This window comes from Erwinia sp. STN24, assembly GCF_041320675.1.
Taxonomy (GTDB): Bacteria; Pseudomonadota; Gammaproteobacteria; order Enterobacterales; family Enterobacteriaceae; genus Erwinia; species Erwinia aeris.
Genome location: NZ_JBGGPM010000002.1, coordinates 57,209 through 82,761, shown reverse-complemented (window position 1 = coordinate 82,761; position 25,553 = coordinate 57,209). Strand labels below are relative to the sequence as shown.

Genomic DNA, 25,553 nt, shown 5'->3' with positions numbered 1-25,553 from the left:
ATGTGAAAGGCATGGAGGAAATAAAGCGCAGGGAGCCGGCAAAACGCCCTGCGCTTTAACTATCAGCGTCTGTTCCGCCGGCCGGTAAACAGGGCGGCCGCAGCAAACAGCGCTGTCACAATCCATACCGTCCAGTTGCCGAAACGCGCGTACGGCGTAAGTCCACGGGTTGGCGTAACGCCGGTTGCCAGTACATCCGGAACAAATTGCGGGATCATCTCTTCCGCGCTGCCGTCCGCATCAATTACCGCCGTCACGCCGTTGTTGGTATCGCGCAGCAGCGGTCGGCCCAGCTCCAGCGCGCGCATCCGCGCCATCTGGAAATGCTGCCACGGCCCAATGGAATGACCGAACCAGGCATCGTTAGAGATAGTCAGCAGAAAATCGGTATCGGGACGGAAATTATCCCGCAGCTGCTGGCCCAGCACGATTTCATAGCAGATTGCCGCCGTCAGCTTATAGCCGCCCGCCTGGAGCTGCGGCTGGCGATAGGCGCCACGGCTAAACGAAGACATTGGCAGATCGAAAAAGGGCGCCAGCGGACGCAATAACGCCTCCAGCGGCACGAATTCGCCAAATGGCACCAGATGGTTTTTCTGGTAGCGGCTGCCGCTCTCGTAGCTGTAGGGCTGTTTATCACCCAGCACAATGATCGAGTTGTAATCGTGATAGCGATTATTTTCCAGTCGCGAATCGACAATACCGGTGATCAGGCTGCTGCCTTGGGAACGCAGCTCGCGGTCTATGGTTTGCAGGAAAGGCTGCTGATTGGTTTCCAGATCGGGAATAGCCGACTCCGGCCAGATAATCAGCGGCGTCTTATTAACGTAAGGCCGCGTCAGCGCTGTATAGGTTTTCAGCGTGTTGATAAGCTGGTTGGGATCCCATTTCAGCGACTGAGGAATGTTGCCCTGCACCAGCGCGACATTTACCGTGCGTCCGGGCTGCGGCTGATACCAGCTAATCATGCGCAGCGGCCAGGGCAGCAGCAGCAGCGCCAGCGCGCCGACGGCCGCTATCCAGCTGCGTTTTGCCGCAGCAAAGACCACCAGCCCGGCGACGATGGTCAGGACAAAGGTAATGCCCTCCACGCCCGTCAGCGGCCCCAGCCCTTTTAGCGGCCCGTCAATCTGGCTGTAGCCAAATTGCAGCCACGGGAAGCCAGTGAGCACCCAGCCGCGCAGAAACTCGGTGATTTGCCACAGTACGGGCGCGGCCAGCGCCAGCCGCGTCAGCGAGGTTTTGGGGAACAGCCGGTTCAGCAGAGCGGCAAACAGCATGGTGTAGAGCGCAAGGTAAGCCGCCAGCAGGATCACCAGAAAAACGTTGACCGGGCCAGGCATGCCGCCAAACGTGGCGATACTGACATAGACCCAGTTAACGCCGCTGCCGAACAGGCCGAAACCCCAGACGAAACCGATAGCGGTTGCCTGGCGCGTCGAGCGGTTAAGGGTCAGCGCCAGCAGGCCGCAAAGCGAAACCAGCGCGGCGGGCCAGAAATCATAAGGCGAAAACGCCAGGGTGCCAGCGGCACCCGTCAGCAGCGCTAAAAGCAGGCGAACCCGCTGGCGCTGGTATAAAGAGGCAATAGCCATAGGGAAATTATTCTTCCAGTATCGGTTGCGTCGCGTTTTCCGGAATTTTGACGTGCACCTGAATAATACGGCGGCTGTCGGCCATGGCGACCTTGAACTGATAGCCTTCAATTTCGATGCTTTCGCCGCGCGCGGGCAGATGCCCGAACGCCTGCATCACCAGCCCGCCGATAGTATCCACTTCCTCATCGCTGAAGTGCGTTTCAAAGACCTCGTTGAAATCTTCAATCGGCGTCAGGGCGCGGATGGTGTAGGTATGACGGCTCAGCTGACGAATATCGCGATCTTCCTCGTCATCATATTCGTCTTCGATTTCGCCGACGATCAGCTCCAGAATATCTTCAATGGTGACCAGACCGGATACGCCGCCGAACTCATCAATCACAATCGCCATATGGTAGCGCTGCGAGCGAAACTCTTTCAGCATCCGGTCGACGCGCTTGCTCTCCGGCACCACTACGGCCGGACGCAGCACTTTTTCGATGCTGAACGGGGCGGATTCGCTACTCATAAAAGGCAGCAAATCTTTCGCCATCAGAATGCCTTCGACATGATCCTTATCTTCGCTGATAACCGGAAAGCGCGAGTGGGCGGATTCGATAATGGTATCCAGGCACTCGTCGAGCGACTGGTTACGCTTCAGCGTCACCATCTGCGAGCGCGGGATCATAATGTCACGCACGCGCTGTTCAGCGATATCCATGACCCCTTCAAGCATGTCGCGGGTATCCTGGTCTATCAGCTCGTTCTGCTCGGAATCGCGGATTAGCTCCAGCAGATCGTCGCGGTTTTTAGGCTCACCGTGAAACAGCTGGTTGAGGATAAGGGTGAAAAATCCCTTTTTGCTACTGGGACTGTCGTTGTTCTGTGAATGGTCATCGCTCATGGCGTTTTTGTTTCTGTCACTCTTGCTGAGATTAAGGGTGTCCCTTCCGGTGGGGAAGGGACGCGGTTTAGAACTCTTTCTCCGAAATGTACGGGTCGGCATAACCAAGAGCAAGCATTATCTCGGTCTCGATCGCCTCCATCTCTTCGGCTTCGTCATCTTCGATATGATCATAGCCCAGCAGATGCAGGCTGCCGTGAATGACCATATGCGCCCAGTGCGCCAGCAGCGGTTTTTCCTGCTCTGCCGCTTCCTGCTCCACCACCTGGCGACAGATGATCAGGTCGCCCAGCAGCGGCAGCTCAATGCCCGGCGGCGCTTCAAAAGGAAACGACAGCACGTTAGTGGGTTTGTCCTTGCTGCGATAGGTGTGGTTCAGCTCGCGGCTTTCTGCCTCATCCACCACGCGGATCGTTACTTCGCTTTCTTCCTGAAACTGCGGCAGCACCGCTTCCAGCCAGCGCTGAAAATCCGCTTCGGCCGGTAAACCTTCCGGCTGTTCGCACGCCAGCTGTAAATCCAGTATTACGGTACTCATTTCTGCTCCTGCGCGGCCTGCTGCAGCGCCAGCGCCTCGCGTTTACGTTCTTCGGCCAGCGCGTCACGGCGCTTCTGGTCGGCGGCTTCCCAGGCTTCATAGGCGATAACCACGCGGGCGACCACCGGGTGACGCACAACGTCCTCGCTGTGGAAGAAGTTAAAGCTGATCTCTTCCACGTCGGCCAGCACTTCAATCGCGTGGCGCAGGCCCGATTTCAGGTTGCGCGGCAGGTCAATCTGTGTGACGTCGCCGGTGATGACCGCTTTGGAGTTGAAGCCGATGCGGGTCAGGAACATCTTCATCTGTTCGATAGTGGTGTTCTGACTTTCATCCAGAATGATAAAGGCGTCGTTCAGCGTGCGGCCGCGCATATAGGCCAGCGGCGCGACTTCAATCACGTTGCGCTCAATCAGCTTTTCCACGCGCTCGAAGCCCAGCATTTCAAACAGGGCGTCATACAGCGGACGCAGGTAAGGATCGACCTTCTGGCTCAGATCGCCGGGCAGAAAGCCCAGCTTTTCGCCAGCTTCCACCGCCGGACGCGTCAGCAGGATACGGCGCACTTCCTGACGCTCCAGCGCGTCTACCGCCGCGGCTACCGCCAGGTAAGTTTTCCCGGTACCGGCCGGGCCGACACCAAAAGTGATATCGTGATCGAGCATATTTGCCACGTACTGCGCCTGGTTAGGCGTACGCGGTTTGATGACGCCGCGTTTGGTCTTGATGGTGACCGCTTTGCCATATTCCGGCACGCTCTCCGCCGACTGTTCCAGCACCCGGCTCTCTTTGATCGCCAGATGGATCTGCTCGGGATCGATATCCGGGATATTGCCGCGTACGGGAGCCGTATCGACATAAAGGTCGCGCAGAATACGAACGGCGGCGTCGACAATCAGTGATTTGCCCGTCAGCTTAAAGGCGTTATCGCGACGATTAATCTCAATGCCTAACCGGCGTTCCAGCTGCTTGATATTGTCGTCGAACGGGCCGCACAGGCTCAGCAGACGATGATTATCAGCAGGATCTAAAGTGATTTCGCGTGTTTCAATATTCAAACTAATCCTTTGGGTCGCTCAGGGCCAGGTTGAGGATGGCTTTTTACAGGCTGGTCACGCCGGTAACGCCGTGACCATAAGGGAATTATTTATGGCTGCGCCCTAATGCGCAAGCGCAGGTGAAGATATTTGGGCACAGTGCGCAGAAAGCAAGCCGCGTACGCGTTTTCAGGCGGCGAACCTGTGAAATTCGCCGCAAAAATTCGGTGGGATCAGGGCTGGAACAGGCCAACGCCCAGCTCGTTTTCCTTGCGCGTGCGCGCAATCACGGAAGCCGGGGATTCAATAGTGCGCAGGCCCATTTCCTCTTCGGTGCGCACGACTTTGCCGCGCAGCGAATTGGTATAGACATCGACGATCTCAACATCCACAAACTTGCCGATCATCTCTGGCGTGCCTTCAAAGTTCACCACGCGGTTGTTTTCCGTGCGGCCGGACAGCTCCATCACGTTCTTACGCGAGGTGCCTTCCACCAGGATACGCTGAACGGTGCCCAGCATCCGGCGGCTCCATGCCATCGCCTGCTGGTTAATGCGATCCTGGAGGATCCACAGACGCTGCTTCTTCTCTTCTTCCGGCACGTCGTCCGGCAGATCGGCGGCAGGCGTACCCGGACGGGCAGAATAAATAAAGCTGTAGCTGGTGTCGAAATTGACCTCGCCGATCAGCTTCATGGTCTGCTCAAAATCCTGCTGGGTTTCGCCAGGGAAGCCGATAATGAAATCCGAGCTGATCTGAATGTCCGGTCGCGCCGCGCGCAGCTTGCGAATAATCGCTTTATATTCCAGCGCGGTATGGGCGCGCTTCATCAGCGTCAGAATACGGTCTGCGCCGCTCTGGACGGGCAGATGCAGGAAGCTGACCAGCTCCGGCGTGTCGCGGTAGACTTCAATGATATCGTCCGTGAACTCAATCGGATGGCTGGTGGTGAAGCGAATGCGGTCGATGCCGTCAATCGCCGCCACCAGGCGCAGCAGGTCGGCAAAGGTGCAAACTTCGCCGTCAAAGGTTTCGCCGCGATAGGCATTGACGTTCTGACCCAGCAGATTGACTTCACGCACGCCCTGCGCCGCCAGCTGGGCGATTTCAAACAGAATATCGTCGCATGGACGGCTGACTTCCTCACCGCGGGTATAAGGCACCACGCAGAAAGTACAATATTTATTGCAGCCTTCCATAATAGAAACGAAGGCCGTCGGGCCGTCTGCTTTGGGTTCCGGCAGGCGGTCAAATTTTTCAATCTCCGGGAAGCTGATATCAACAATCGGGCTTTTGGAGCCGCGCACGGTATTGATCATTTCCGGCAGGCGATGCAGCGTCTGCGGGCCGAAAACGATATCGACGAAATGCGCACGCTGGCGAATATGTTCGCCTTCCTGCGACGCCACGCAGCCGCCCACGCCGATGACCACATCGGGATTGCGATCCTTCAGCGTTTTCCAACGCCCAAGCTGATGGAAAACTTTTTCCTGGGCCTTTTCACGAATGGAACAGGTGTTGAGCAGCAGCACATCCGCCTCTTCCGCCACTTCCGTCAGGGAATAGCCGTGGGTGCTGTTTAACAGGTCAGCCATTTTGGATGAGTCATACTCATTCATCTGACAGCCCCAGGTTTTGATATAAAGTTTTTTCGTCATCTGGTTGCCATTTATCATGCAGGAGAGAATGCAGGGCGCGTATTGTAAAGCTTTGCTGCTGTGGTGACCAGCACCGCGCCGTTTTCTCAACAGCCGCTAAAAATCCGGTACACTTAGGGTAACAGAATTAGCCCGTCGGACGTCCACTGGACAGGAAAATATGATGACAGAAACAACGCAAAAATGGGATGTCGCTATCGTGGGCGGCGGGATGGTAGGCGCGGCGCTGGCCAGCGGACTGGCGGCGCAGGGCTTTCAGGTAACGGTATTGGAAAAGCAGGAGCCGGCTGAATTCGTGGCCGAGAGCGATCCGGATATCCGCATTTCCGCGCTGGGCGCCTCTTCGGTTGACCTGTTGAAGCAGCTGGAGGTCTGGCCTCGCGTTCAGGCAATGCGCAGCGCGCCTTACCGCAAGCTGGAGACATGGGAGTGGCAGACGGCGCAGGTTGGTTTTGACGCCGCTTCGCTGGGCCTGCCGGAGCTGGGTTTTATGGTGGAGAACAGCGTACTGCAACGAGCGCTCTGGCAGCGGCTCCAGCAGCAGGAAGTCGCGTTGAAAACGCCTGCGCGGTTGCAAACGCTGCAGGCCTGTAATGGCGGCTGGGCATTGACGCTGGCGGACGGCGAAAAGCTTCACGCCAGGCTGGTAGTGGGCGCCGACGGCGCCAGTTCACAGGTACGCCAGCTGGCAGGCATTGGCATTCGCGGCTGGAACTATGCGCAGGCCTGTATGCTGATCAGCGTGCGCTGCGAGCACGACGCCGGCGACTGTACCTGGCAACACTTTACGCCAACGGGGCCAAGAGCTTTCTTGCCGCTGTTTAACGGCTGGGCGTCGCTGGTGTGGTACGACAGCCCGGCGAGGATTCGTCAGCTACAGGCTATGAGCATGGCGCAGCTGGCGGAAGAGATCAAAACGCATTTCCCGGCGCGGTTAGGCAAAGTGACGCCGGTAGCGGCAGGATCCTTTCCGCTGGTGCGCCGACATGCTACCCGCTACGTGCTGCCGGGGCTGGCACTGGTAGGCGACGCTGCACACACCATTAATCCGCTGGCGGGGCAGGGCGTGAATTTAGGCTATCGCGACGTGGACGCGCTGATTGATACGCTGACCGCCTCACGTGAGCGGGCCGAAGACTGGGCGTCGGAAAGAGTACTGCTGCGCTACCAGCGCTCACGCCATACGGATAATCTGCTGATGCAGAGCGGCATGGATCTCTTCTATTTCGCCTTCAGTACGCAGGCGGCGCCTCTACGTATTTTGCGTAATCTGGGCCTGATGGCGGCGGAGAGGTCGGGCGTGCTGAAGCGGCAGGCGTTGCGCTACGCGTTGGGATTATAGGTTTTAAGACGCAGCGCACGGGTATGAAGCGCAAGAGGTTTCTTTAAGCTTAAGGTCCGACAGGACCTTATTATTTGCGGCGTTCGGCGGCTTTTTTAGCTGTTGCTGCGGATAAAGAGCGATTTACGCGTTGTATGCGCATCGCAAAGCGGTTGTGAGGAAAGATCGCAGACGTAAAAAAGCCCGCTTGCGCGGGCTTCTTTACTTATTGGCTGGGGTGCAGGGATTCGAACCCCGGAATGCTGGTATCAGAAACCAGTGCCTTACCGCTTGGCGACACCCCAATTTTTTGGGTGCGATCCGCTTGGGCAGATCGTCTTTTTTATGGCTGGGGTGCAGGGATTCGAACCCCGGAATGCTGGTATCAGAAACCAGTGCCTTACCGCTTGGCGACACCCCAATAAAATTGGTGGCTACTACGGGAATCGAACCTGTGACCCCAGCATTATGAGTGCTGTGCTCTAACCAGCTGAGCTAAGTAGCCTAATTTTACTGCGTTACAACTATACTACATCCTGACTGGCTGGGATACCTGGATTCGAACCAGGGAATGCCGGTATCAAAAACCGGTGCCTTACCGCTTGGCGATATCCCAATGTCCGTACACAAGTCACAAAACCATCAGAACAAACTGGCTGGGGTACCTGGATTCGAACCAGGGAATGCCGGTATCAAAAACCGGTGCCTTACCGCTTGGCGATACCCCATCCGTGCAATGCTTCGAAATGGTGCGGGAGGCGAGACTTGAACTCGCACACCTTGCGGCGCCAGAACCTAAATCTGGTGCGTCTACCAATTTCGCCACTCCCGCTAAAAAAAAAGATGGTGGCTACTACGGGAATCGAACCTGTGACCCCAGCATTATGAGTGCTGTGCTCTAACCAGCTGAGCTAAGTAGCCATCTTTTTTCGCGTTACCTTCATCGGCGTTGCGGGGCGCATTATGCTAAGTTGGCCTGAAAGCGTCAACAAGTTTTTTCCCGTTTTTTCGCTGAAATGATTCGTTTGTCTGGCTTATAACCAGTATGGCGACTAATTCAGCAAAGTCAGCGTTTTTTTAAACAATTACGGGCCGCTGGCGGCCCGATTTGTGAATAAAAGCCGTAAGTTATTTATAGGCGGACTGATGAACGCCTACCGCACGACCGGAAGGATCGTCCATGGTTTTGAACGCTTCGTCCCATTCAATTGCTTTTGCCGAAGAACAGGCGACGGATGGACCGCCCGGCACGCATTCAGCCGCGCTGGGAACCGGAAACAGCTCTTCAAAAATTTCCCGATACAGATAGCCTTCTTTTGAGGTCGGCGTGTTGTACGGGAAGCGGAAATGCGCCGTTTGCAGCTGCTGGTCGCTGACCTGTTTCGCCGCGACTTCTTTCAGCGTATCAATCCAGCTGTAGCCTACGCCGTCGGAGAACTGCTCTTTTTGACGCCACGCCACGCTTTCCGGCAGATAAGAAGAGAAGCATTCACGCAGGATATGCTTTTCCATTTTGCCGTTCGTGCCGCACATTTTGTCCGCCGGGTTGATGCGCATCGCCACGTCGAGGAATTTTTTATCCAGGAAAGGCACGCGTGCCTCCACGCCCCATGCCGACATCGCCTTGTTGGCGCGAGCGCAGTCGAACATATGCAGCGCCAGCAGCTTACGCACGTTCTCTTCGTGAAACTCTTTAGCGTTGGGGGCCTTATGGAAATAAAGATAGCCGCCAAAGACTTCATCGGCGCCTTCGCCGGACAGCACCATCTTGATGCCCATCGCTTTAATTTTACGCGACATCAGATACATCGGCGTGGAGGCGCGAATAGTAGTCACATCATAAGTTTCGATGTGATAGATAACGTCGCGGATCGCATCCAGGCCTTCCTGCACGGTAAAGTGGATCTCATGGTGCACCGTACCCAGATGGTCGGCGACGGATTTCGCCGCTTTCAGATCCGGCGATCCTTCCAGACCTACCGCGAAGGAGTGCAGCTGTGGCCACCATGCTTCGCTCTTGTCCTGATCTTCGATACGCTTGGCCGCGAATTTTTTGGTCACAGCGGAAATAATAGAGGAGTCCAGGCCGCCGGAAAGCAGCACGCCATAAGGCACATCGGACATCAGATGGCTTTTCACGGCCTCTTCCAGCGCATCTTTCAGCGCCGTCGCGTCAGTTTTGTTGTGCTCTACCGCCTCATAGCTGAACCAGTCGCGCTGCCAGTAGCGGCGGATCTCGCCATCGGTGCTGGAAAGGTAGCTTCCCGGTGGGAATTCTTTAATTGATTTACAGACCGGCACCAGCGCCTTCATTTCTGAAGCAACAAACAGGTTGCCGTGTTCGTCGTTACCCATATACAGCGGAATGATGCCGATATGATCGCGGCCAACCAGGTAAGTGTTTTTTACGCTGTCATAGAGGATAAAGGCGAACATGCCCTGCAGGTCGTCCAGAAAATCGACGCCTTTTTCCTGATAAAGCGCAAGAATAACTTCACAATCCGATTCGGTCTGAAACTCGTAGCGGTCACTCAGCTCTGCACGCAGCGCCTGATGGTTATAGATCTCACCGTTTACCGCCAGCACGTGGGTGTGGGCTGCGTTGTAGAGAGGCTGCGCGCCGTTGTTGACGTCCACAATAGAGAGACGCTCGTGGGCCAGAATCGCGTTGTCACCTGCATAAACGCCTGACCAGTCCGGGCCGCGATGACGCATAAGACGAGAAAGCTCCAGCGCTTTCTTACGCAGTTCAACCGGATCGCTTTTGAGATCCAACACGCCAAAAATAGAACACATAGCTAACTCCCTAACGACAAACCGCAACGGTGATATTGATGAAAAAAAGCATAGTTAACGGCGACTTCTTCGCCCGATAGATAAGAAAATGCGCCAGATTGAGAGAGTGTGCAAGCCTTTTAGCTGTTTTCTGATAAATGGCCTGTTGCATCGCGCTTAAGTTTGATGATTATGCAATATATGGCGTTATTTTTTGCGTAATCGATAATAAACATCAAAAAGCGGTCAAAAAACAGGCAGGCGAGGCGGATAAAAAAGCCCGGCGCGTTGGCCGGGCTGGCGATTCAGAGAATGTCGATGTCCGCGACCGACGGGAATACCCAGCTGGGTCGGAAAGGCATGGCGTCAATATCGCTCAGGGTGGAAACGCCGGACAGCACCAGAATAGTTTCCAGACCGGCCTGGAAACCAGCCAGAATATCGGTACGCAGATTATCGCCGACGATCACCGTCTCTTCGGAGTGCGCCTGCATCTTGTTCAGCGCCGCGCGCATAATCCACGGGCTGGGTTTACCCACGTAAAAAGGCGTCCGGCCGGATATTTTTTCAATACCCGCGCACAGCGCGCCACACGCCGGTACAAAGCCACGGGCGTGCGTATCGGGGTTAGTTGCGATAAAGCGCGCGCCGTTCGCCACGAAATAGGCGGCCTTATGCATCATATCCCAGTTAAACGAGCGCGTTTCGCCCACGATAACAAAATCGGGATTGATGTCGGTAATGGTAAAACCGGCTTTATAAAGCTCATGCACCAGCGCCCCTTCGCCAACCACATAGGCTTTCTTGCCTTCCTGACGGCGTAAAAAATCGGCGGTAGCCATCGCTGAGGTATAAAACACGCTTTCCGGCAGATCGATGCCCGCCGAAGAGAAGCGGTTAGCCAGATCCAGCGCGGTTTGCGAAGGGTAGTTGGTCAGCACCACCAGCGGCATCCCTTTAGCCAGGATGCGCTGCAGGAAATCGTTAGCGCCGGGTACGGCGGTATTATCGTGCATCAAAACGCCGTCGATATCGCAGATGACGTTTTTGATAGCTATTTTTTCGCTGTCGTTCAGGGTTAGAGCGCTCATCAACTTTCCATTAAATGTTGTAACAGGATGCCGTTAAGCATGGCACGCTTTGCCAGCGCGAAAGCGCCTATGGCAGAACGATGATCGAGCTCAGAACGCACCACCGGTAAATTCTGGCGGAAAGCTTTCAGCGCCTGAGTGTTGATACAGCCTTCAATAGCGGGCAGCAGGATTTTATCTGCTTCAGTGATCTCGCCCGCAATCACTACTTTTTGCGGGTTGAACAGATTAATGGCGATAGCGATCGCCTTGCCTAAGTGGCGTCCGACGGATTCTATCACTTCGGCTGCCAGCGCGTCGCCGCGGTTGGCGGCCTTGCAAATTTTCGGCATCAGACAGTCATCCAGCGTCAGCGTGCTTGGATAACCCTGGGTAAGCAGATGACGGACGCGATTTTCTATCGCGCTGTTGGCCGCCAGGGTTTCCAGACAGCCGAAATTGCCGCAGTGGCAGCGCTCGCCCAAAGGATCGACCTGGATATGGCCCAGTTCGCCCACGTTGCCGTTACTGCCTAAAAAGATATGACCATTGGTGATGATGCCTGCGCCCGTCCCGCGATGGACTCGCACCAGAATCGAGTCAGCACAGTCGCGAGACGCACCAAAATAGTGCTCGGCAAGCGCCAGGCTACGGATATCGTGACCCACAAAGCTGGTGACGTTGAAACGCTTTTGCAGATTGGCGACCAGCGGCCAGTGATGAACCGCGATATGTGGCATATAGCGGATAACGCCGTTATTAGGATCGACCAGACCTGGGAGGATAACGGCGATGGCGATCAGCTCGCGCAGCTTGCGCTGATACTGCTCGCAGAAACTGGCGATAGCGTTGAACAGCGCATGTTCCAGCGTTTCCTGGGTGCGTTCCGGCAGCGCGTAGTCCTCCTGCGCCAGCACTTTTCCACTCAGATCGAACAGGGTAAGCGTGGCGTCATTGCGGCCCAGACGGATGCCGATAGTATTGAAGCCGCGGGTTTCGGTGACGATAGAGATAGCGCGGCGGCCGCCGGTAGAGGCCTGCTGATCCACTTCTTTGATCAGGCCGCGCTCTATCATCTGGCGAGTGATTTTGGTGACGCTGGCGGGCGCTAGCTGGCTATGTTCGGCAATCTGAATGCGCGATATAGGGCCTTGCCGATCGATAAGCCGGTAAACGGCCGCGCTATTGAGTTGCTTAACAAGATCGACATTTCCTATTTGAGCCTGGCCGCCAGTGGTCATTCAGTTTCTACTCGCTTAAGACTTCGTCACCATTAACGACAGTCTGGATTATTTGATAGTCACGGGTGAACACCGTCAGGTTCGCGACTTTTCCGGCTTCGACGGAACCTAACTTATCCTCTACACCCATAGCGCGGGCTGGGTACAGCGTTGCCATCCTGATCGCCTCATCCAGCGCAATACCGACATGTTCGACGCTGTTCGCGACAGCTTCAATCATGGTCAGCGCAGAGCCGCTGAGCGTGCCGTTTTCGTCAACGCAGAGTCCATCCCGATAGTATATTGTTTTTCCTGCAAAAATGAACTGGTCAATCTGCGCGCCCGCCGGCGCGGTGGCATCGGTGACCAGGATTAGCCTGTCGCCTTTGAGGCGTTTTGCATTACGAATATTAACGTAGTTGACGTGTAAACCGTCGGCGATGATGCCGCAGTAGACGTTGGGCGAGTCAAAAAGCGTACCGATTAAGCCTGGCTCACGGCCGGTCAACGGCGGCATAGCATTATACAGATGGGTGGCAAAACTGATGCCGGCGGCAATACCCTGGCGCGCCTCTTCGCTGGTGGCATAAGAATGGCCAGCGGAAACCACGATGCCCGCCTGATGCAGCTGGCGGATCACGGCAGAATCAACCTGTTCCGGTGCCAGGGTGATTTTGGCAATCACATCGCTGTTTTCACACAGATAATCGACCATCGCTTTTTCCGGGGGACGGATCAGCGCCGGATTATGCGTGCCTTTTTTGAGTGGATTCAGCCAGGGGCCTTCCAGATGCAGGCCGAGCGCCTGGTTAGCGTTTTGCGCCAGGTAAGCGCGCATCACTTCCACCGCGCGTTTCATCAGCTCGTCGCTGCTGGTGATTAGCGTCGGCAGGAAGCTGGTACAGCCCGACTTCTCGTTAGCTTTTTGCATAATCGCCAGCGTTTCAACGCTGATAGCGGCGATATCATCATTAAACTGCACGCCGCCGCAGCCGTTAAGCTGCAAATCGATAAAGCCGGGAGCAATCAGCGCGCCGTTTACATCACGCCGGGTGATATCCGCAGGCAGCTCTTCCAGCCTGCAGACACGGTCAATCAGGCCGTTGGCGATGACGACGGCGTGATTATCCAGTACTTCGTAGCCGGTAAAGATACGGCCATGGGTTAAAGCATACATAATTTTCTCCCGGCCAGCGCCGATAGCCTTGTGCAGATGAGTTACAGATTTTCCATATTTTCCGCTTCCATTTCGCGGAAATATTTAACCGTTTTCACTTTCAGTTCCATCGTCGCGGGCTCGTCGCAAACCACGATCGATTTGGCATGCAGCTGCAGGCAGCTGATGGTCCACATATGATTAACGTTGCCTTCGACGGCTGCCTGCAGCGCCTGCGCTTTCAGGTGTCCCGTCACCAGAATCATCACTTCCTCCGCGTCCAGCAGCGTGCCCACGCCAACGGTCAGCGCATATTTCGGTACCTGGCTGACGTCGCCGTCAAAAAAGCGGGAATTCGCCAGGCGCGTATCGTGCGTCAGCGTCTTGATACGGGTACGGGAAGCCAGCGATGAAGCGGGTTCATTAAAAGCGATATGCCCGTCATTACCTACGCCGCCCATAAACAGGTGAATTTTACCGTAAGCGCGGATTTTCTCTTCATACTGGCGACATTCTGCGTCAATATCAGGCGCGTTGCCATTAAGAAGATTGATATTTTCACTTTGAATATCAACGTGATTGAAAAAGTTGCGGTACATAAAGCTGTGATAGCTTTCCGGATGCTCTTTCGGCAGGCCGACATATTCGTCCATATTGAACGTAACGACGTGTTTAAAGCTGACCTGGCCCGCTTTATGCATTTCAATGAGATGACGATAGGCTTCCAGCGGCGTGCCGCCCGTGGGTAAACCCAGCACAAACGGACGCTCTGCGGTGGGTTGAAACGCGTTGATACGGTTTACAATATGGCGGGCGGCCCATTTACCGACCTGGTTTGGCGTCGTAAGAGGGATCAATCTCATTTTTTTACCTCGTTATAAGCAATTTAAGGAAATATTTTACACCGGTTTCACTGTAGTAAGCGTAATCTGCATAATCAGTAACGGGCGCGAAACAGCACCACGATCATTTTTTTCATCATAAAATAAGTAGGCGGGGTTCGCCAGCATCAACCGCGTTAAAATAGCTTCTTTGGTGATAAATATCACAAATGCTATGGTTTTAATTTGCGCAGCGAATTAATTTTTCCTTACACTGCGTCGAATAATGATTGGTGTCATTCAGAGCAGTCCGCTCAATAAAAACTGCACAACGGGCGCCTGGCGGCTCTCATAGGGGGAATAGTGAATATTTTAGGGTTCTTTCAAAGGCTGGGGCGCTCTTTACAGCTACCGATAGCCGTATTACCAGTGGCGGCGCTGATGTTGCGCTTTGGTCAGCCCGATCTGTTGAATATGCCGTTTATCGCGCAGGCTGGCGGGGCGATTTTTGACAATCTGGCATTAATCTTTGCTATCGGGGTGGCTTCTACATGGTCTAAAGATAACGCAGGCGCCGCTGCGCTGGCAGGCGCCGTGGGCTACTTTATTCTGACCAAAGCGATGATCACCATTAATCCGGCGATCAATATGGGCGTGCTGGCGGGGATCGTGACTGGCCTGGTAGCGGGCGCCACCTATAACCGCTGGGCGGATATCAAGCTGCCCGATTTTCTCAGCTTTTTCGGCGGCAAGCGTTTCGTTCCTATCGCAACCGGCTTCTTCTGTCTGATCCTGGCCGCTGTGTTTGGCTACGTCTGGCCGCCAGTGCAAAACGCCATTCATGCGGGCGGCGAGTGGATTGTCTCGGCTGGCGCGTTTGGCGCAGGCGTCTTCGGTTTCGTTAACCGCCTGCTGATCCCAACGGGTTTACATCAGGTACTGAATACCATCGCCTGGTTCCAGATTGGCGATTTCACCAACGCCGCTGGCGCCGTTTTCCATGGCGATATCAACCGTTTCTATGCGGGCGACGGCACGGCGGGCATGTTTATGTCCGGCTTCTTCCCAATCATGATGTTTGGCCTGCCCGGCGCTGCGCTGGCCATGTATATGGCCGCGCCGAAAGCGCGTCGTCCTATGGTTGGCGGTATGCTGCTTTCGGTGGCGGTTACCGCTTTCCTGACCGGCGTGACGGAGCCGCTGGAATTCCTGTTTATGTTCCTGGCGCCGATGCTTTATCTGATCCACGCCATCCTGACGGGCATTAGCCTTTATATAGCGACGGCGCTGGGTATCCATGCCGGTTTCTCTTTCTCTGCGGGCGCAATCGACTATGTGCTGATGTATAACCTGCCGGCGGCCAGCAGCAATGTCTGGGTGCTGCTGGTGATGGGCGCTATCGCATTTGTGGTTTACTTTGCGCTGTTCAGCGCGGTTATCCGCATGATGAATCTGAAAACGCCGGGCCGTGAGGATGCGACCGTGCAGCCGGAGGAAGAGGCTAACAGCAACACGGAAGAGGGGCTGGAACAGCTTTCCCGCCACTATATTGCCGCCGTCGGCGGGTCGGAAAACCTGGACGTTATTGATGCCTGTATCACCCGCCTGCGTCTTTCCGTAAAAGATGCCGCGCAGGTAAACGATGCGGCCTGTAAGCGTCTGGGCGCTTCGGGCGTGGTGAAGCTGAACAAGCAAACCATTCAGGTTATTATCGGTGCCAAAGCGGAATCCGTAGCGGAGACGATGAAAAAAATCATTGCCAAAGGGCCGGTTGCGCCAGTTGCGGTCAGCACCGTCGCCGCGACCGTCGCGCCAACCACGCCGCCTGCACCGGCTGCTGCTGCAAAGGGCGTGCTTGAAACGCTGCTGGCGCCGGTAAGCGGAGAAGTTGTGGCGCTGGAGCAGGTGCCGGATGAGGCTTTCGCCAGCAAGGCGGTCGGCGAGGGCGTAGCCATCAGGCCAACCGGCAGTACGGTGGTTTCGCCTGCCAGCGGCACCATCCTGAAAATCTTCAACACCAACCATGCTTTCTGTCTGGAAACGGAAAAAGGCCTGGAAGTGGTGGTGCATATGGGCATCGACACCGTCGCGCTGGAAGGAAAGGGCTTTACGCGGCTGGTAGAAGAGGGCGCGCAGGTTAAAGCGGGTGAACCAATTCTGGAGATGGATCTGGCCTGGCTTAACAGCCATGCGAAATCGATGATCAGTCCGGTCGTGGTCACCAATATTGAAGATTTTAGCGGTATCAGGCTGGTTGCAGGCGATACCGTCATTGCGGGCGAAAGTCCACTTTGCGAAATTACCGGCTGACGGCAGCGGTAAAAAAACGAGGGCGGGAAGCGATTCCCGCCCTTTTTTATGCGATACGCTAACAAACGGTTGTTTCCCTGAACGGCTTTGTGGATCATACTCCGTTATTTCACGCACTAAAGTATTCCAGAGGATATTAAGATGAGTGAGGCTGAAGCCCGCCCAACTAACTTTATTCGTCAGATCATCGACGAAGATCTGGCGAACGGTAAGCACACCAGCGTGCATACTCGCTTCCCGCCGGAGCCGAACGGCTATCTGCACATTGGTCACGCCAAATCAATCTGCCTGAACTTTGGCATCGCTCAGGATTACCAGGGCGAGTGTAATTTGCGTTTTGACGATACTAACCCGGTCAAAGAAGACCTGGAGTATGTCGAATCAATCAAGCGTGACGTACAGTGGCTGGGCTTCGAATGGAGCGGCAAGGTCCGTTATTCCTCTGACTATTTTGACCAGCTGCATCACTATGCTGTTGAGTTGATTAATAAAGGCCTGGCCTATGTAGACGAGCTGTCGCCGGAGCAGATCCGTGAGTATCGCGGCACCCTGACCTCGCCGGGTAAAAACAGCCCGTACCGCGATCGCAGCGTAGAAGAGAACCTGGCGCTGTTTGAGAAAATGCGCAACGGCGAATTCGCCGAGGGCAGCGCCTGCCTGCGTGCCAAAATCGATATGGCCTCTAACTTTATCGTCATGCGCGATCCGGTGCTTTATCGCATCAAGTTTGCCGAACATCATCAGACCGGCAACAAGTGGTGCATCTACCCGATGTATGACTTTACCCACTGCATTTCCGACGCGCTGGAAGGCATTACGCATTCGCTTTGTACGCTGGAATTCCAGGACAACCGTCGCCTGTACGATTGGGTGCTGGACAATATCACCATCCCGACGCATCCGCGCCAGTACGAGTTTTCGCGCCTGAATCTTGAATACGCCATCATGTCCAAGCGCAAGCTGAACCTGCTGGTAACCGAAAAAATCGTGGAAGGCTGGGACGATCCGCGCATGCTGACCGTTTCCGGTTTGCGTCGTCGCGGCTATTCGGCCGCCTCGATCCGCGAGTTCTGCCGTCGCATTGGTATCACCAAGCAGGACAACATTGTTGAGATGGCCTCGCTGGAATCCTGTATCCGCGACGATCTCAATGAAAACGCGCCGCGTGCTATGGCCGTTCTCGATCCGGTTAAGCTGGTGATCGAGAATCTGCCGGCCAACTATGAAGAAATCATCACCATGCCGAACCATCCGAACAAGCCGGAGATGGGAACGCGTGAAGTGCCGTTCAGCCGTGAGATTTATATCGATCGTGCGGATTTCCGTGAGGAAGCCAATAAGCACTACAAGCGTCTGGTGCTGGGTAAAGAAGTTCGTCTGCGTAACGCTTACGTTATCAAAGCCGAGCGCGTGGCTAAAGATGAAGCAGGCAACATCACCTGCCTGTTCTGCACCTGCGACGTCGATACGCTGAGTAAAGATCCGGCTGACGGCCGTAAGGTGAAAGGCGTTATCCATTGGGTATCCGCCGAGCATGCGCTGCCGGCCGAGTTTCGTCTTTACGATCGTCTGTTCAGCGTGCCGAATCCTGGCGGCGCCGAGGATTTCCTGACCACGATCAACCCGGACTCGCTGGTTATCCGTCAGGGCTTTGTCGAGCCTGGCCTGAAGGCTGCCGAAGCGTCCAGTCCGTTCCAGTTTGAGCGTGAAGGCTATTTCTGCGCGGACAGCGTTTACTCCAGCAGCAGCCATCTGGTGTTTAACCGCACGGTAGGCCTGCGCGATACCTGGGCTAAAAGCGGTGAATAAGTCATAATTTAATAAAAAAGCAGCCTTCAGGCTGCTTTTTTTTTGGATAATATATTAATCTGCTTAACGGCTAAAAAACAAATATAATACAACCTGTTTTGCATCATAGTTTACAACGACAATAATTGTTATTAATTGCCAGCTGCCTCACCAGTAAATATAATCAGCGCGCAGTCGGTTAATTACTGTTTGTTATTTTTTATATTTTACGATTATTTATTTATTGTTTATATTTCTTTCGAGAAGGATTTCTCAATGCACTCTGTTAATTTAGCGCGAAAAGCGCTGGCGATGGCTGTCGCCTGCGGATCTGCTCTTGCCGGAAACTTTTATGTTCCTGCTGCTTCCGCCGCCGGGTTTATTGATGACTCGACGCTGACGGGCGGTATTTATTACTGGCAGCGGCAACGCGACAGAAAAGAGATGGATCCGGTTCATAATAAGTATGGCCAGTACACAGAAAATCTTCACCATTCAACTTTTAACGGCAGCCTCGATTTCTCTTCAGGCTATGCGGCCGATTTTATTGGTATAGAGCTGGGCGTGAATGGTTCGCTACAGCTGGCGGGAACCGGGCCTGCCGCGCCGAATGAAATTGCTTTCAGCAACGCAAAAAGCCGCTGGGACGAAAGATTTGATGGCGACGCCGACGGTGCTTCCTTTTATAAAGCCGCTATTAAGCTGAAGCATGATAATTATTGGTTAAGAGCCGGTTATATTCAGCCGCAGGGACAAACATTAATCGCGCCGCAATGGGGGTTTGTACCCGGCACCTATCGCGGATTTGAAGCCGGCTCGGTTTATGATTTTGACAATGCGGGCGCGCTTTCCCTCTCCTATATGTGGACGGATGAATATAAAGCGCCCTGGTATCGTAAAATGTATAATTTTCGTAAACCCGATTTAAAAACTGAAATAAAATATCTTCATTCCATCGGAATAAAGTACGATTTTAAAAACAAACTGGTGCTGGAAGGGGCGCTGGGCCAGGCCGAAAATTATATGGAGCAGTATTTTAGCAAAGTGTCGTGGGCGTTTCCTGTTGCCGGCAACGATCTGCATACCAGCTGGCAATTTTACGGCGCGCGTAATAAGGAACAGGGCGGCGTAAACAATATCAATAATGTTTATGATGGCCTGGCCTGGCTACAGGCCGTGACGCTGAACTACAAAACCGGCCCGTTCGATTTTCGCGTTGAGGGCACCATGGTAAAAGCCCACGGCAACCAGGGCTTTTTTCTGGCGCGCATGACGCCGGTAGGGGCGACCTCCAACGGACGTAACGACGTCTGGTGGGATTCCCGCAGCGACTTTAACGCCAACGGGCAGAAGGCGCTGTATGGAGGAGTGATGTATGACCTGAAAGGCTGGCAAATGCCGGGCTGGGCGGTAGGTACTTCTTACGCTTACGGCTGGGATGCCCGTCCGTCCACGGATCCGATTTACGATCAAAGCATGCGCCGCCGCGAATCCGCCTGGAACATGGATCTGCGCTACACGGTACAGCATGGTCGCGCCAAAGATACGCAGGTCAACCTGCACTATACCCGTTACAAAAACCACTCTGATATCCCGAGCTTCAGCAACGGCTACGGCAATATGTTCCAGGATGAGAAGGACGTGAGGCTGACCGTGATCGCGCCTTTCACCGTGTTCTGATGCCCCATGCTGCCAGACCCGGCCGCGGCAAAAGCGCATCAGACGGGGAATAAGCGCTTTTCCGCTAACGGCAAAAAATTTAACTAGCGGATGAGGAAAGAGATGAAAAAAGTGAGATTAACACTGGTGGCGACAGCGCTGATGATGGCGATGGCCAGCGGCAGCGCCGTTGCGGATCAACGCGTCGTCGATCAAATCAGCCAGTTTGGCGTAAAGTATACCGTTAACGATAACCATGCCGCGCTGCACGGCGTTGATTGTGCCGCGCTGGGGGCCGACTGGGCCTCCTGCAATCGGGCAACGATTACCTTAACTAACCCCGGCGAAGCGCTAACCAGTAAAGACTGGGTTATCTGGCTGCCCAATATTCGTCAGACGCTGCGGGTGGACAACGACCAGTTCCGCATGGTGCATGTGGTAGGCGATCTGACGCGGCTGGAGCCAACCGAAAAATTCAAGGGTTTCGCCGCCGGTGAATCGGTGGATATTCCCATTGTTAACGAATACTGGCAGCTGTTTATCACGGACGTGATGCCGCGCTGGTACGTTACTTCTGAAAACGCCCAGCCTAAAATCATTGCCAGCACCGATACGGAAGATCTGACCTCGTTTGTCTCGCCAATGGATAACTACTGGAAGCGGACGGCCGACGATCGCAACGTGTTGATGACGCCTGTCAGCCGCTTTGAAAAAAACAGTGATACGGCGCAGCTCGCTGCCGAAGCGCTGCGCGGACAGATCCTGCCGACGCCGCTGCATACTACCCTTCATGCGGAAGATGCCGATTTAAGCCGGGGCGTGCAGTTCGAGCTGACCGGGCTTAACGCCGATTCTGCAGAAGCGGTAAGGGATCGTTTTGCGCTGCTGGGTCTGGCAGAAAATGGGCAGGGCTACGTGATTAAAAGCAGGCTTGCACCCGCCGCTTTCACGGGCAAAGAGGCGGTTTCCGGCGCCTACAGGTTGAGCATCCGCGCGCAGGAAGCACAGGTAGAAGGTTTTGACGAGGCGGGCATCTACTACGGCATGATGTCCATTCTGTCGCTGCTGTCGGCCAGCGGCGAACAAAAGATCGCTACCCTGGACGTCACCGATGCGCCCCGCATGGCCTATCGCGGTATTTTTCTCGATATCGGCCGTAACTTCCACAGCAAAGAGGCGGTGCTGCGCCTGCTGGATCAGATGGCGGCGGTTAAACTCAATAAATTCCATTTTCATCTGAGCGATGATGAAGGCTGGCGTATTGAGATCCCCGGCCTGCCGGAGCTGACTGATATTGGTGCCAGACGCTGCCACGATCTGACGGAGCAGCGCTGTCTGCTGCCGCAGCTGGGATCCGGGCCTTTCGCCGACGCGCAGGGCAATGGCTATCTGACCCGCGACGACTACATTGCTATCCTGCGCTATGCCAAAGCGCGCCGCATCGAAGTCATCCCGGAAATCGATATGCCTGCTCATGCCAGGGCGGCGGTGATTTCTATGGAAGCCCGCTACAACCGGCTGATGAAAGAGGGTAAGACCAAAGAGGCAAACGAGTATCGCCTGGTCGATCCAACCGATACTTCGAACACCACCTCCGTACAGTTTTACGATCGCACCAGCTATCTGAATCCGTGCCTGGAATCCTCCATGCGTTTTGTTGATAAGGTGATTAGCGAAATCCAGGCGATGCATCAGGCGGCCGGCGCGCCGTTGACCACCTGGCACTTTGGCGGCGACGAGGCGAAAAACATCCGCCTGGGCGTTGGCTATACCGATGCGGCCAGTCCCGAAGCGGGCAAGGGCAGGGTCGATTTGAGTAAGGAAGATAAACCCTGGGCGAAATCGCAGGTTTGTCAGGCACTGGTGAAATCGGGCAAGGTCGCGGATATGGATCATTTGCCCAGCTACTTTGGCAAAAAGGTCAGCGAGCGGGTAAACGCGCACGGTATTGAAAAGATGCAGGCGTGGCAGGATGGCCTGAAGGATGCGAAGGGCGCTAAAGACTTTGCGACCAGGCGCATCGGCGTTAATTTCTGGGACACGCTTTTCTGGGGCGGCTTTGACACCGTTAACGACTGGGCTAACAAAGGCTACGAAGTCACCGTCTCCAACCCGGATTACCTTTATATGGATTTCCCTTATGAGGTCAATCCGCTGGAAAGAGGCTATTACTGGGGCACCCGCTTCAACGACGAGCGCAAAATGTTCAGCTTCGCGCCGGACAATATGCCGCAGAATGCAGAGACATCGGTGGATCGCGACGGTAACTTCTTTGATGCTAAATCCGATAAGCCCTGGCCGGGCGTGTATGGGATTTCAGCCCAGCTCTGGAGCGAAACCGTACGTACCGACGAGCAGATGGAATGGATGATTTTCCCACGCGCGCTGGCCGTGGCGGAGCGCGGCTGGCATCGTGCTGCCTGGGAGCAGACTTACCAGGCCGGACGTGAGTATAAAGGCGGCGAAACGCGGCATGTCGATCGGGCGGCGTTGAATAAGGACTGGCAGCGTTATGCAAACCTGCTGGGCCAGCGCGAGCTGCCGAAAATGGATAAAGCCGGGATCCACTATCGTCTGCCGCAGCCGGGCGCACGTCTTGTCGCGGGCAAGCTGGCAGCCAATATCGCCCTGCCGGGCGTGGCTATTGACTACTCGCTGGACGGTGGCAACAGCTGGCAGCGCTATCATGACAGCGCCCGCCCGTCGGTTTCCGGCGAGGTGTTGATCCGCGCCGTCAGTAGCGACGGCAAGCGCTTCAGCCGCGTGGAAAGCCTGAAATAGGCGGGGCGCAGGCAAAAAAAACCGGCGAGCGATCGCCGGTTTTTTATTGAAATCGATTACTTATCGTGCAGCGTGTCGTCTTCACGGCAGTCGCCGGTGGCGCAGTGACCGTAAAGATAGAGGCTGTGGTTGCTGAGTTTGATACCGTGCTTCGTCGCAATATCACGCTGGCGGGATTCAATAGACTCGTCGCTGAATTCGATTACTTTGCCGCAGTCCAGGCAGATCAGGTGATCGTGATGCTGCTGCTGGGTCAGTTCAAACACGGACTTGCCGCCTTCGAAGTTATGACGGGTCACGATGCCCGCATCGTCAAACTGGTTCAGAACGCGGTAAACCGTCGCCAGGCCAATCTCTTCGCCCATGTCGATCAGGCGTTTATACAAATCTTCCGCACTGACGTGATGGCACTCTGGTTCCTGAAGCACTTCCAGAATTTTCAGTCGAGGAAGCGTGACTTTCAGGCCGGCCTTCTTTAATGCGGTGTTATTGTCAGTCATGCGGATATTGTCCTGTTACTTTGCTGGTCACTAAGTGGCTGAGAAGCCGTGAGCATCGGTCGACGCAAAAGCTGAGCGTCTCATTATAGAACCGATGCCTTGAAGAAACCACAGCGGAGATGCAAAACCATCAGGGGATGTAAGGATAAGAAGTCGTTACGTCCGGAAAAGCAAGCACCCATTTACGCTGGGTTGTCAGTTCGCTCTGCCTGGTTTTCGGCGCCGCAGAAGCGGAGGCGGAGCAGTGCTATTCTACCGTTTTGACGGTAAAAGTTACAAATATGTATCTATCACTTCTATAGGAAAAACCATTGGCCCGCTGTGGATTCGTACAGCGGGCCAATGCTATCACGCTTCGAGAATATCCTGGAGCTGAAGCTCGTCAGAAATCTGTTTGACCCACTTTTCAACGCGTTCGTTGGTCAGCTCCGGCTGGCGATCTTCATCAATGGCCAGGCCAAGGAAATGGGTATCGTCCGCCAGGCCTTTAGAGGCCTCGAAATCATAGCCTTCTGTCGGCCAGTGGCCGACGATCACCGCGCCGTTAGGCTCGATAATGTCGCGAATAGTGCCCATCGCGTCGCAGAAATATTCCGCGTAATCTTCCTGATCGCCGCAGCCAAACAGCGCGACCAGCTTGCCGTTGAAGTCGATCTCTTCCAGCGTAGGGAAGAAATCATCCCAGTCGCACTGCGCTTCACCGTAGTACCAGGTCGGGATGCCCAGCAGCAAAATATCAAAGGCTTCAAGGTCTTCTTTGCTGCTTTTAGCGATATCATGAACTTCAGCCACCTCTTTACCGAGCTGCTTCTGGATCATTTTTGCAATGTTTTCCGTATTGCCCGTATCGCTGCCAAAGAAAATGCCTACGATTGCCATGAGTTTAATAACCTCTTGAAACTTAATGATATGCGGCGGCTAGCCTGAAAATGTTAAGGGCAATAATAGCAGACAGCAACAGGGGGATAAACGGCTAATCCGCCTGCATTTGTCGCTTTGTGCTTTACCGTAGCGCGTGCTTCAGCGCTCAGGCCTGGCTAACTGCGCCATGACCATCTCTTCTATCAGTTCGCTGCGGCTCATATTACGCTGCTCGGCGAGCTGGTTCAGGGCGTCAACTGCGTCACTGTTCATTTTCAGTTCTACGCGCTTCAGCCCGCGCACTTTATCACGCTTAAGCTGGTTGCGTTTGTTAATGCGCAACTGCTCATCACGTGCCAGTGGATTGGTTTTGGGTCGTCCCGGTCGACGCTCGTCTGCGAACAGATCGATCGTGGTGCGGTCCGTGTTTTCTTTTGCCATAGAATCGTGATACTGAAGGCTGGAGTTCTGATGGATTGAGCCGTTAGCGTTTGCGGCCGGTGCCGTCGACAAATTTTAGCGCGCCATCATACCCCAGCGAAAGTCGCGACGACAATTATTTAGCCTTTTACTGAAACATTTGTTTTCACAGGGCAAAAAAACGGCGGATGGCGCGCAAAACGGCATCAGGTTTCTCGGCATGCGCCCAGTGACCCGCGCCGGTAATCACGTGGGCGCGGGCGGCAGGGAACTGGGCCAGCAGCGCGTCACGATACGCTTCCTGTAGATAAGGCGAATGTTCGCCCCGAATAAACAGCGTGGGATGTGGCCAGGCGGGCAGCGTTTCCCAGCCGATAATCCGATCGTAGTGCTGCCAGAGCGCCGGCACGTTGAAACGCCATTCGCCGTCCTGAAACGATTTAAGCAGAAACTGAATGACGCCTTCTTCCTCTATGGTCTGACGCATCAGCGCGGCGGCTTCGCTCCGGCGGGTAATGCCCGCTTCGCTGACGGCGGCCAGCGCGGCGAAAATCGCGTCGTGATGGCGTTCCCGGTAGGCCACCGGCGCAATATCGATAACCACCAGCTGCCCGACGCGTTCCGGGGCAAGGGAAGCCAGCGTCATGGCGATTTTCCCGCCCATGGAATGGCCTATAATATCAAACCGGTCGGCATCAAGCTCATCCAGCGTTTCCAGCACGTCGCGCGCCATTGCGGCATAGCTTATTTCATCCGACCTCGGCGAAAGGCCATGATTTCGGACGTCCACCTGAATAATGCGGCGATCCGCTTTCAGGTCGCGCGCCAGCACCCCAAGGTTATCCAGGTTGCCGAAAAGGCCGTGAATAAGCACCACGGGCGCGTCAGAAACGGTCGTTTGTTCAGATTGCAGGCGGAAATTCAATTTCATGGCAAACTTCTTACGGAGGAAACGAGGGGTTAGGTTATCATAAAACAGCGATTTTCTGCCGCCGCGACAGACCCGATCTTTTTACGGCATATTCCGACTTTTGTCCGCAATTGGGGCTGGCGCTACAACCCGGCAGGATTTAACTTTATAATCCTCGTGTTAGAGCTGGTCCGTCCGCGCCTGGGTAAAACAGGTCGCTAACCGGCTCTTATCAGCAATAATCGTA

19 protein-coding genes and 7 tRNA genes are annotated in these 25,553 nt (G+C 54.9%); 5 read left to right on the top strand and 21 right to left on the bottom strand.

The window, feature by feature from the left end; translation table 11 throughout:
* Positions 1 to 62: 62 nt before the first annotated feature.
* From lnt to miaB, 5 genes are all read right to left on the bottom strand, one after another.
* Positions 63 to 1,595, bottom strand: coding sequence for an apolipoprotein N-acyltransferase (gene lnt / locus ACA373_RS10590; protein WP_253454909.1), 1,533 nt, complete (start codon positions 1,593 to 1,595; stop codon positions 63 to 65).
* A 7-nt stretch (positions 1,596 to 1,602) separates the two neighbouring features.
* A complete protein-coding gene (gene corC, locus ACA373_RS10585; RefSeq protein WP_125288572.1) occupies positions 1,603 to 2,481 on the bottom strand; it encodes a CNNM family magnesium/cobalt transport protein CorC in 879 nt (292 codons plus the stop codon).
* Positions 2,482 to 2,548: 67 nt separating this feature from the next.
* Complete coding sequence (ybeY, locus tag ACA373_RS10580; protein ID WP_301252594.1) at positions 2,549 to 3,019, bottom strand: rRNA maturation RNase YbeY; 471 nt, start codon at positions 3,017 to 3,019, stop codon at positions 2,549 to 2,551.
* A complete protein-coding gene (locus tag ACA373_RS10575; RefSeq protein WP_253454907.1) occupies positions 3,016 to 4,077 on the bottom strand; it encodes a PhoH family protein in 1,062 nt (353 codons plus the stop codon). The genes ybeY and ACA373_RS10575 overlap by 4 nt, the downstream gene beginning before the upstream one ends.
* A 212-nt stretch (positions 4,078 to 4,289) precedes the next feature.
* Complete coding sequence (gene miaB / locus ACA373_RS10570; RefSeq protein ID WP_253454906.1) at positions 4,290 to 5,714, bottom strand: tRNA (N6-isopentenyl adenosine(37)-C2)-methylthiotransferase MiaB; 1,425 nt, start codon at positions 5,712 to 5,714, stop codon at positions 4,290 to 4,292.
* Between the two features lie 163 nt (positions 5,715 to 5,877).
* Here miaB and ubiF point away from each other — a divergent pair, with 163 nt between their 5' ends.
* A complete protein-coding gene (gene ubiF, locus ACA373_RS10565; protein ID WP_301729927.1) occupies positions 5,878 to 7,056 on the top strand; it encodes a 3-demethoxyubiquinol 3-hydroxylase in 1,179 nt (392 codons plus the stop codon).
* A 209-nt stretch (positions 7,057 to 7,265) separates the two neighbouring features.
* Here the strand turns inward: ubiF and ACA373_RS10560 are convergent.
* From ACA373_RS10560 to nagB, 12 genes are all read right to left on the bottom strand, one after another.
* A tRNA-Gln gene (locus ACA373_RS10560) sits at positions 7,266 to 7,340 on the bottom strand.
* 41 nt (positions 7,341 to 7,381) lie between these two features.
* A tRNA-Gln gene (locus tag ACA373_RS10555) sits at positions 7,382 to 7,456 on the bottom strand.
* Positions 7,457 to 7,463: 7 nt separating this feature from the next.
* Positions 7,464 to 7,540 (bottom strand) — tRNA-Met (locus ACA373_RS10550).
* Between the two features lie 36 nt (positions 7,541 to 7,576).
* A tRNA-Gln gene (locus ACA373_RS10545) sits at positions 7,577 to 7,651 on the bottom strand.
* 37 nt (positions 7,652 to 7,688) lie between these two features.
* Positions 7,689 to 7,763, bottom strand: a tRNA-Gln gene (locus tag ACA373_RS10540).
* A 19-nt stretch (positions 7,764 to 7,782) separates the two neighbouring features.
* Positions 7,783 to 7,867, bottom strand: a tRNA-Leu gene (locus ACA373_RS10535).
* Positions 7,868 to 7,879: 12 nt separating this feature from the next.
* Positions 7,880 to 7,956, bottom strand: a tRNA-Met gene (locus ACA373_RS10530).
* A gap of 207 nt (positions 7,957 to 8,163) precedes the next feature.
* On the bottom strand, positions 8,164 to 9,831 hold the full coding sequence (gene asnB / locus ACA373_RS10525) for an asparagine synthase B (protein WP_253454905.1): 1,668 nt from the start codon (positions 9,829 to 9,831) through the stop codon (positions 8,164 to 8,166).
* Between the two features lie 284 nt (positions 9,832 to 10,115).
* A complete protein-coding gene (locus tag ACA373_RS10520) occupies positions 10,116 to 10,868 on the bottom strand; it encodes an HAD-IIA family hydrolase (RefSeq protein ID WP_253461076.1) in 753 nt (250 codons plus the stop codon).
* 32 nt (positions 10,869 to 10,900) lie between these two features.
* Positions 10,901 to 12,121, bottom strand: coding sequence for an N-acetylglucosamine repressor (locus ACA373_RS10515; RefSeq protein ID WP_253454904.1), 1,221 nt, complete (start codon positions 12,119 to 12,121; stop codon positions 10,901 to 10,903).
* Between the two features lie 7 nt (positions 12,122 to 12,128).
* On the bottom strand, positions 12,129 to 13,277 hold the full coding sequence (gene nagA / locus ACA373_RS10510; protein WP_253454903.1) for an N-acetylglucosamine-6-phosphate deacetylase: 1,149 nt from the start codon (positions 13,275 to 13,277) through the stop codon (positions 12,129 to 12,131).
* A gap of 41 nt (positions 13,278 to 13,318) precedes the next feature.
* The gene (nagB, locus tag ACA373_RS10505) at positions 13,319 to 14,119 is read right to left on the bottom strand and encodes a glucosamine-6-phosphate deaminase (protein WP_301729841.1); all 801 of its coding nucleotides are present in this window, start codon (positions 14,117 to 14,119) and stop codon (positions 13,319 to 13,321) included.
* Positions 14,120 to 14,440: 321 nt separating this feature from the next.
* On the opposite strand from nagB, the gene nagE reads away from it, so the two are divergent.
* The 4 genes from nagE (at position 14,441) to ACA373_RS10485 (ending at position 22,615) form a co-directional block, all read left to right on the top strand.
* On the top strand, positions 14,441 to 16,387 hold the full coding sequence (gene nagE, locus ACA373_RS10500; RefSeq protein WP_370734485.1) for a PTS N-acetyl glucosamine transporter subunit IIABC: 1,947 nt from the start codon (positions 14,441 to 14,443) through the stop codon (positions 16,385 to 16,387).
* Positions 16,388 to 16,528: 141 nt separating this feature from the next.
* Positions 16,529 to 18,196, top strand: coding sequence for a glutamine--tRNA ligase (glnS, locus tag ACA373_RS10495; protein ID WP_253454899.1), 1,668 nt, complete (start codon positions 16,529 to 16,531; stop codon positions 18,194 to 18,196).
* Between the two features lie 255 nt (positions 18,197 to 18,451).
* Positions 18,452 to 19,855, top strand: a complete 1,404-nt coding sequence (locus ACA373_RS10490) for an OprD family outer membrane porin (protein ID WP_370734484.1) — start codon at positions 18,452 to 18,454, stop codon at positions 19,853 to 19,855.
* 102 nt (positions 19,856 to 19,957) lie between these two features.
* Positions 19,958 to 22,615 (top strand): beta-N-acetylhexosaminidase, encoded by a 2,658-nt coding sequence (locus tag ACA373_RS10485; RefSeq protein ID WP_370734483.1) that lies wholly within the window; start codon positions 19,958 to 19,960, stop codon positions 22,613 to 22,615.
* A 56-nt stretch (positions 22,616 to 22,671) separates the two neighbouring features.
* Here the strand turns inward: ACA373_RS10485 and fur are convergent, their stop codons facing one another.
* The 4 genes from fur to ybfF all read right to left on the bottom strand — a co-directional run bounded on the left by fur (position 22,672) and on the right by ybfF (position 25,327).
* Positions 22,672 to 23,115, bottom strand: coding sequence for a ferric iron uptake transcriptional regulator (gene fur / locus ACA373_RS10480; protein ID WP_253454897.1), 444 nt, complete (start codon positions 23,113 to 23,115; stop codon positions 22,672 to 22,674).
* 348 nt (positions 23,116 to 23,463) lie between these two features.
* A complete protein-coding gene (fldA, locus tag ACA373_RS10475; RefSeq protein WP_125288585.1) occupies positions 23,464 to 23,994 on the bottom strand; it encodes a flavodoxin FldA in 531 nt (176 codons plus the stop codon).
* A gap of 141 nt (positions 23,995 to 24,135) precedes the next feature.
* On the bottom strand, positions 24,136 to 24,417 hold the full coding sequence (gene ybfE, locus ACA373_RS10470; RefSeq protein ID WP_125288637.1) for a LexA regulated protein: 282 nt from the start codon (positions 24,415 to 24,417) through the stop codon (positions 24,136 to 24,138).
* Positions 24,418 to 24,562: 145 nt separating this feature from the next.
* Positions 24,563 to 25,327 (bottom strand): esterase, encoded by a 765-nt coding sequence (ybfF, locus tag ACA373_RS10465; RefSeq protein WP_253454896.1) that lies wholly within the window; start codon positions 25,325 to 25,327, stop codon positions 24,563 to 24,565.
* Between the last annotated feature and the right edge of the window lie 226 nt (positions 25,328 to 25,553).

Coding starts and splice junctions, on each gene's coding strand:
- asnB (WP_253454905.1), bottom strand. CDS start 9,831: ATGTGTTCTATTTTTGGCGTGTTGGATCTCAAAAGCGATCCGGTTGAA.
- lnt (WP_253454909.1), bottom strand. CDS start 1,595: ATGGCTATTGCCTCTTTATACCAGCGCCAGCGGGTTCGCCTGCTTTTA.
- miaB (WP_253454906.1), bottom strand. CDS start 5,714: ATGACGAAAAAACTTTATATCAAAACCTGGGGCTGTCAGATGAATGAG.
- ACA373_RS10490 (WP_370734484.1), top strand. CDS start 18,452: ATGCACTCTGTTAATTTAGCGCGAAAAGCGCTGGCGATGGCTGTCGCC.
- ybeY (WP_301252594.1), bottom strand. CDS start 3,019: ATGAGTACCGTAATACTGGATTTACAGCTGGCGTGCGAACAGCCGGAA.
- fur (WP_253454897.1), bottom strand. CDS start 23,115: ATGACTGACAATAACACCGCATTAAAGAAGGCCGGCCTGAAAGTCACG.
- nagA (WP_253454903.1), bottom strand. CDS start 13,277: ATGTATGCTTTAACCCATGGCCGTATCTTTACCGGCTACGAAGTACTG.
- ACA373_RS10515 (WP_253454904.1), bottom strand. CDS start 12,121: ATGACCACTGGCGGCCAGGCTCAAATAGGAAATGTCGATCTTGTTAAG.
- glnS (WP_253454899.1), top strand. CDS start 16,529: ATGAGTGAGGCTGAAGCCCGCCCAACTAACTTTATTCGTCAGATCATC.
- ubiF (WP_301729927.1), top strand. CDS start 5,878: ATGACAGAAACAACGCAAAAATGGGATGTCGCTATCGTGGGCGGCGGG.
- fldA (WP_125288585.1), bottom strand. CDS start 23,994: ATGGCAATCGTAGGCATTTTCTTTGGCAGCGATACGGGCAATACGGAA.
- ACA373_RS10485 (WP_370734483.1), top strand. CDS start 19,958: ATGAAAAAAGTGAGATTAACACTGGTGGCGACAGCGCTGATGATGGCG.
- ybfE (WP_125288637.1), bottom strand. CDS start 24,417: ATGGCAAAAGAAAACACGGACCGCACCACGATCGATCTGTTCGCAGAC.
- nagB (WP_301729841.1), bottom strand. CDS start 14,119: ATGAGATTGATCCCTCTTACGACGCCAAACCAGGTCGGTAAATGGGCC.
- ybfF (WP_253454896.1), bottom strand. CDS start 25,327: ATGAAATTGAATTTCCGCCTGCAATCTGAACAAACGACCGTTTCTGAC.
- corC (WP_125288572.1), bottom strand. CDS start 2,481: ATGAGCGATGACCATTCACAGAACAACGACAGTCCCAGTAGCAAAAAG.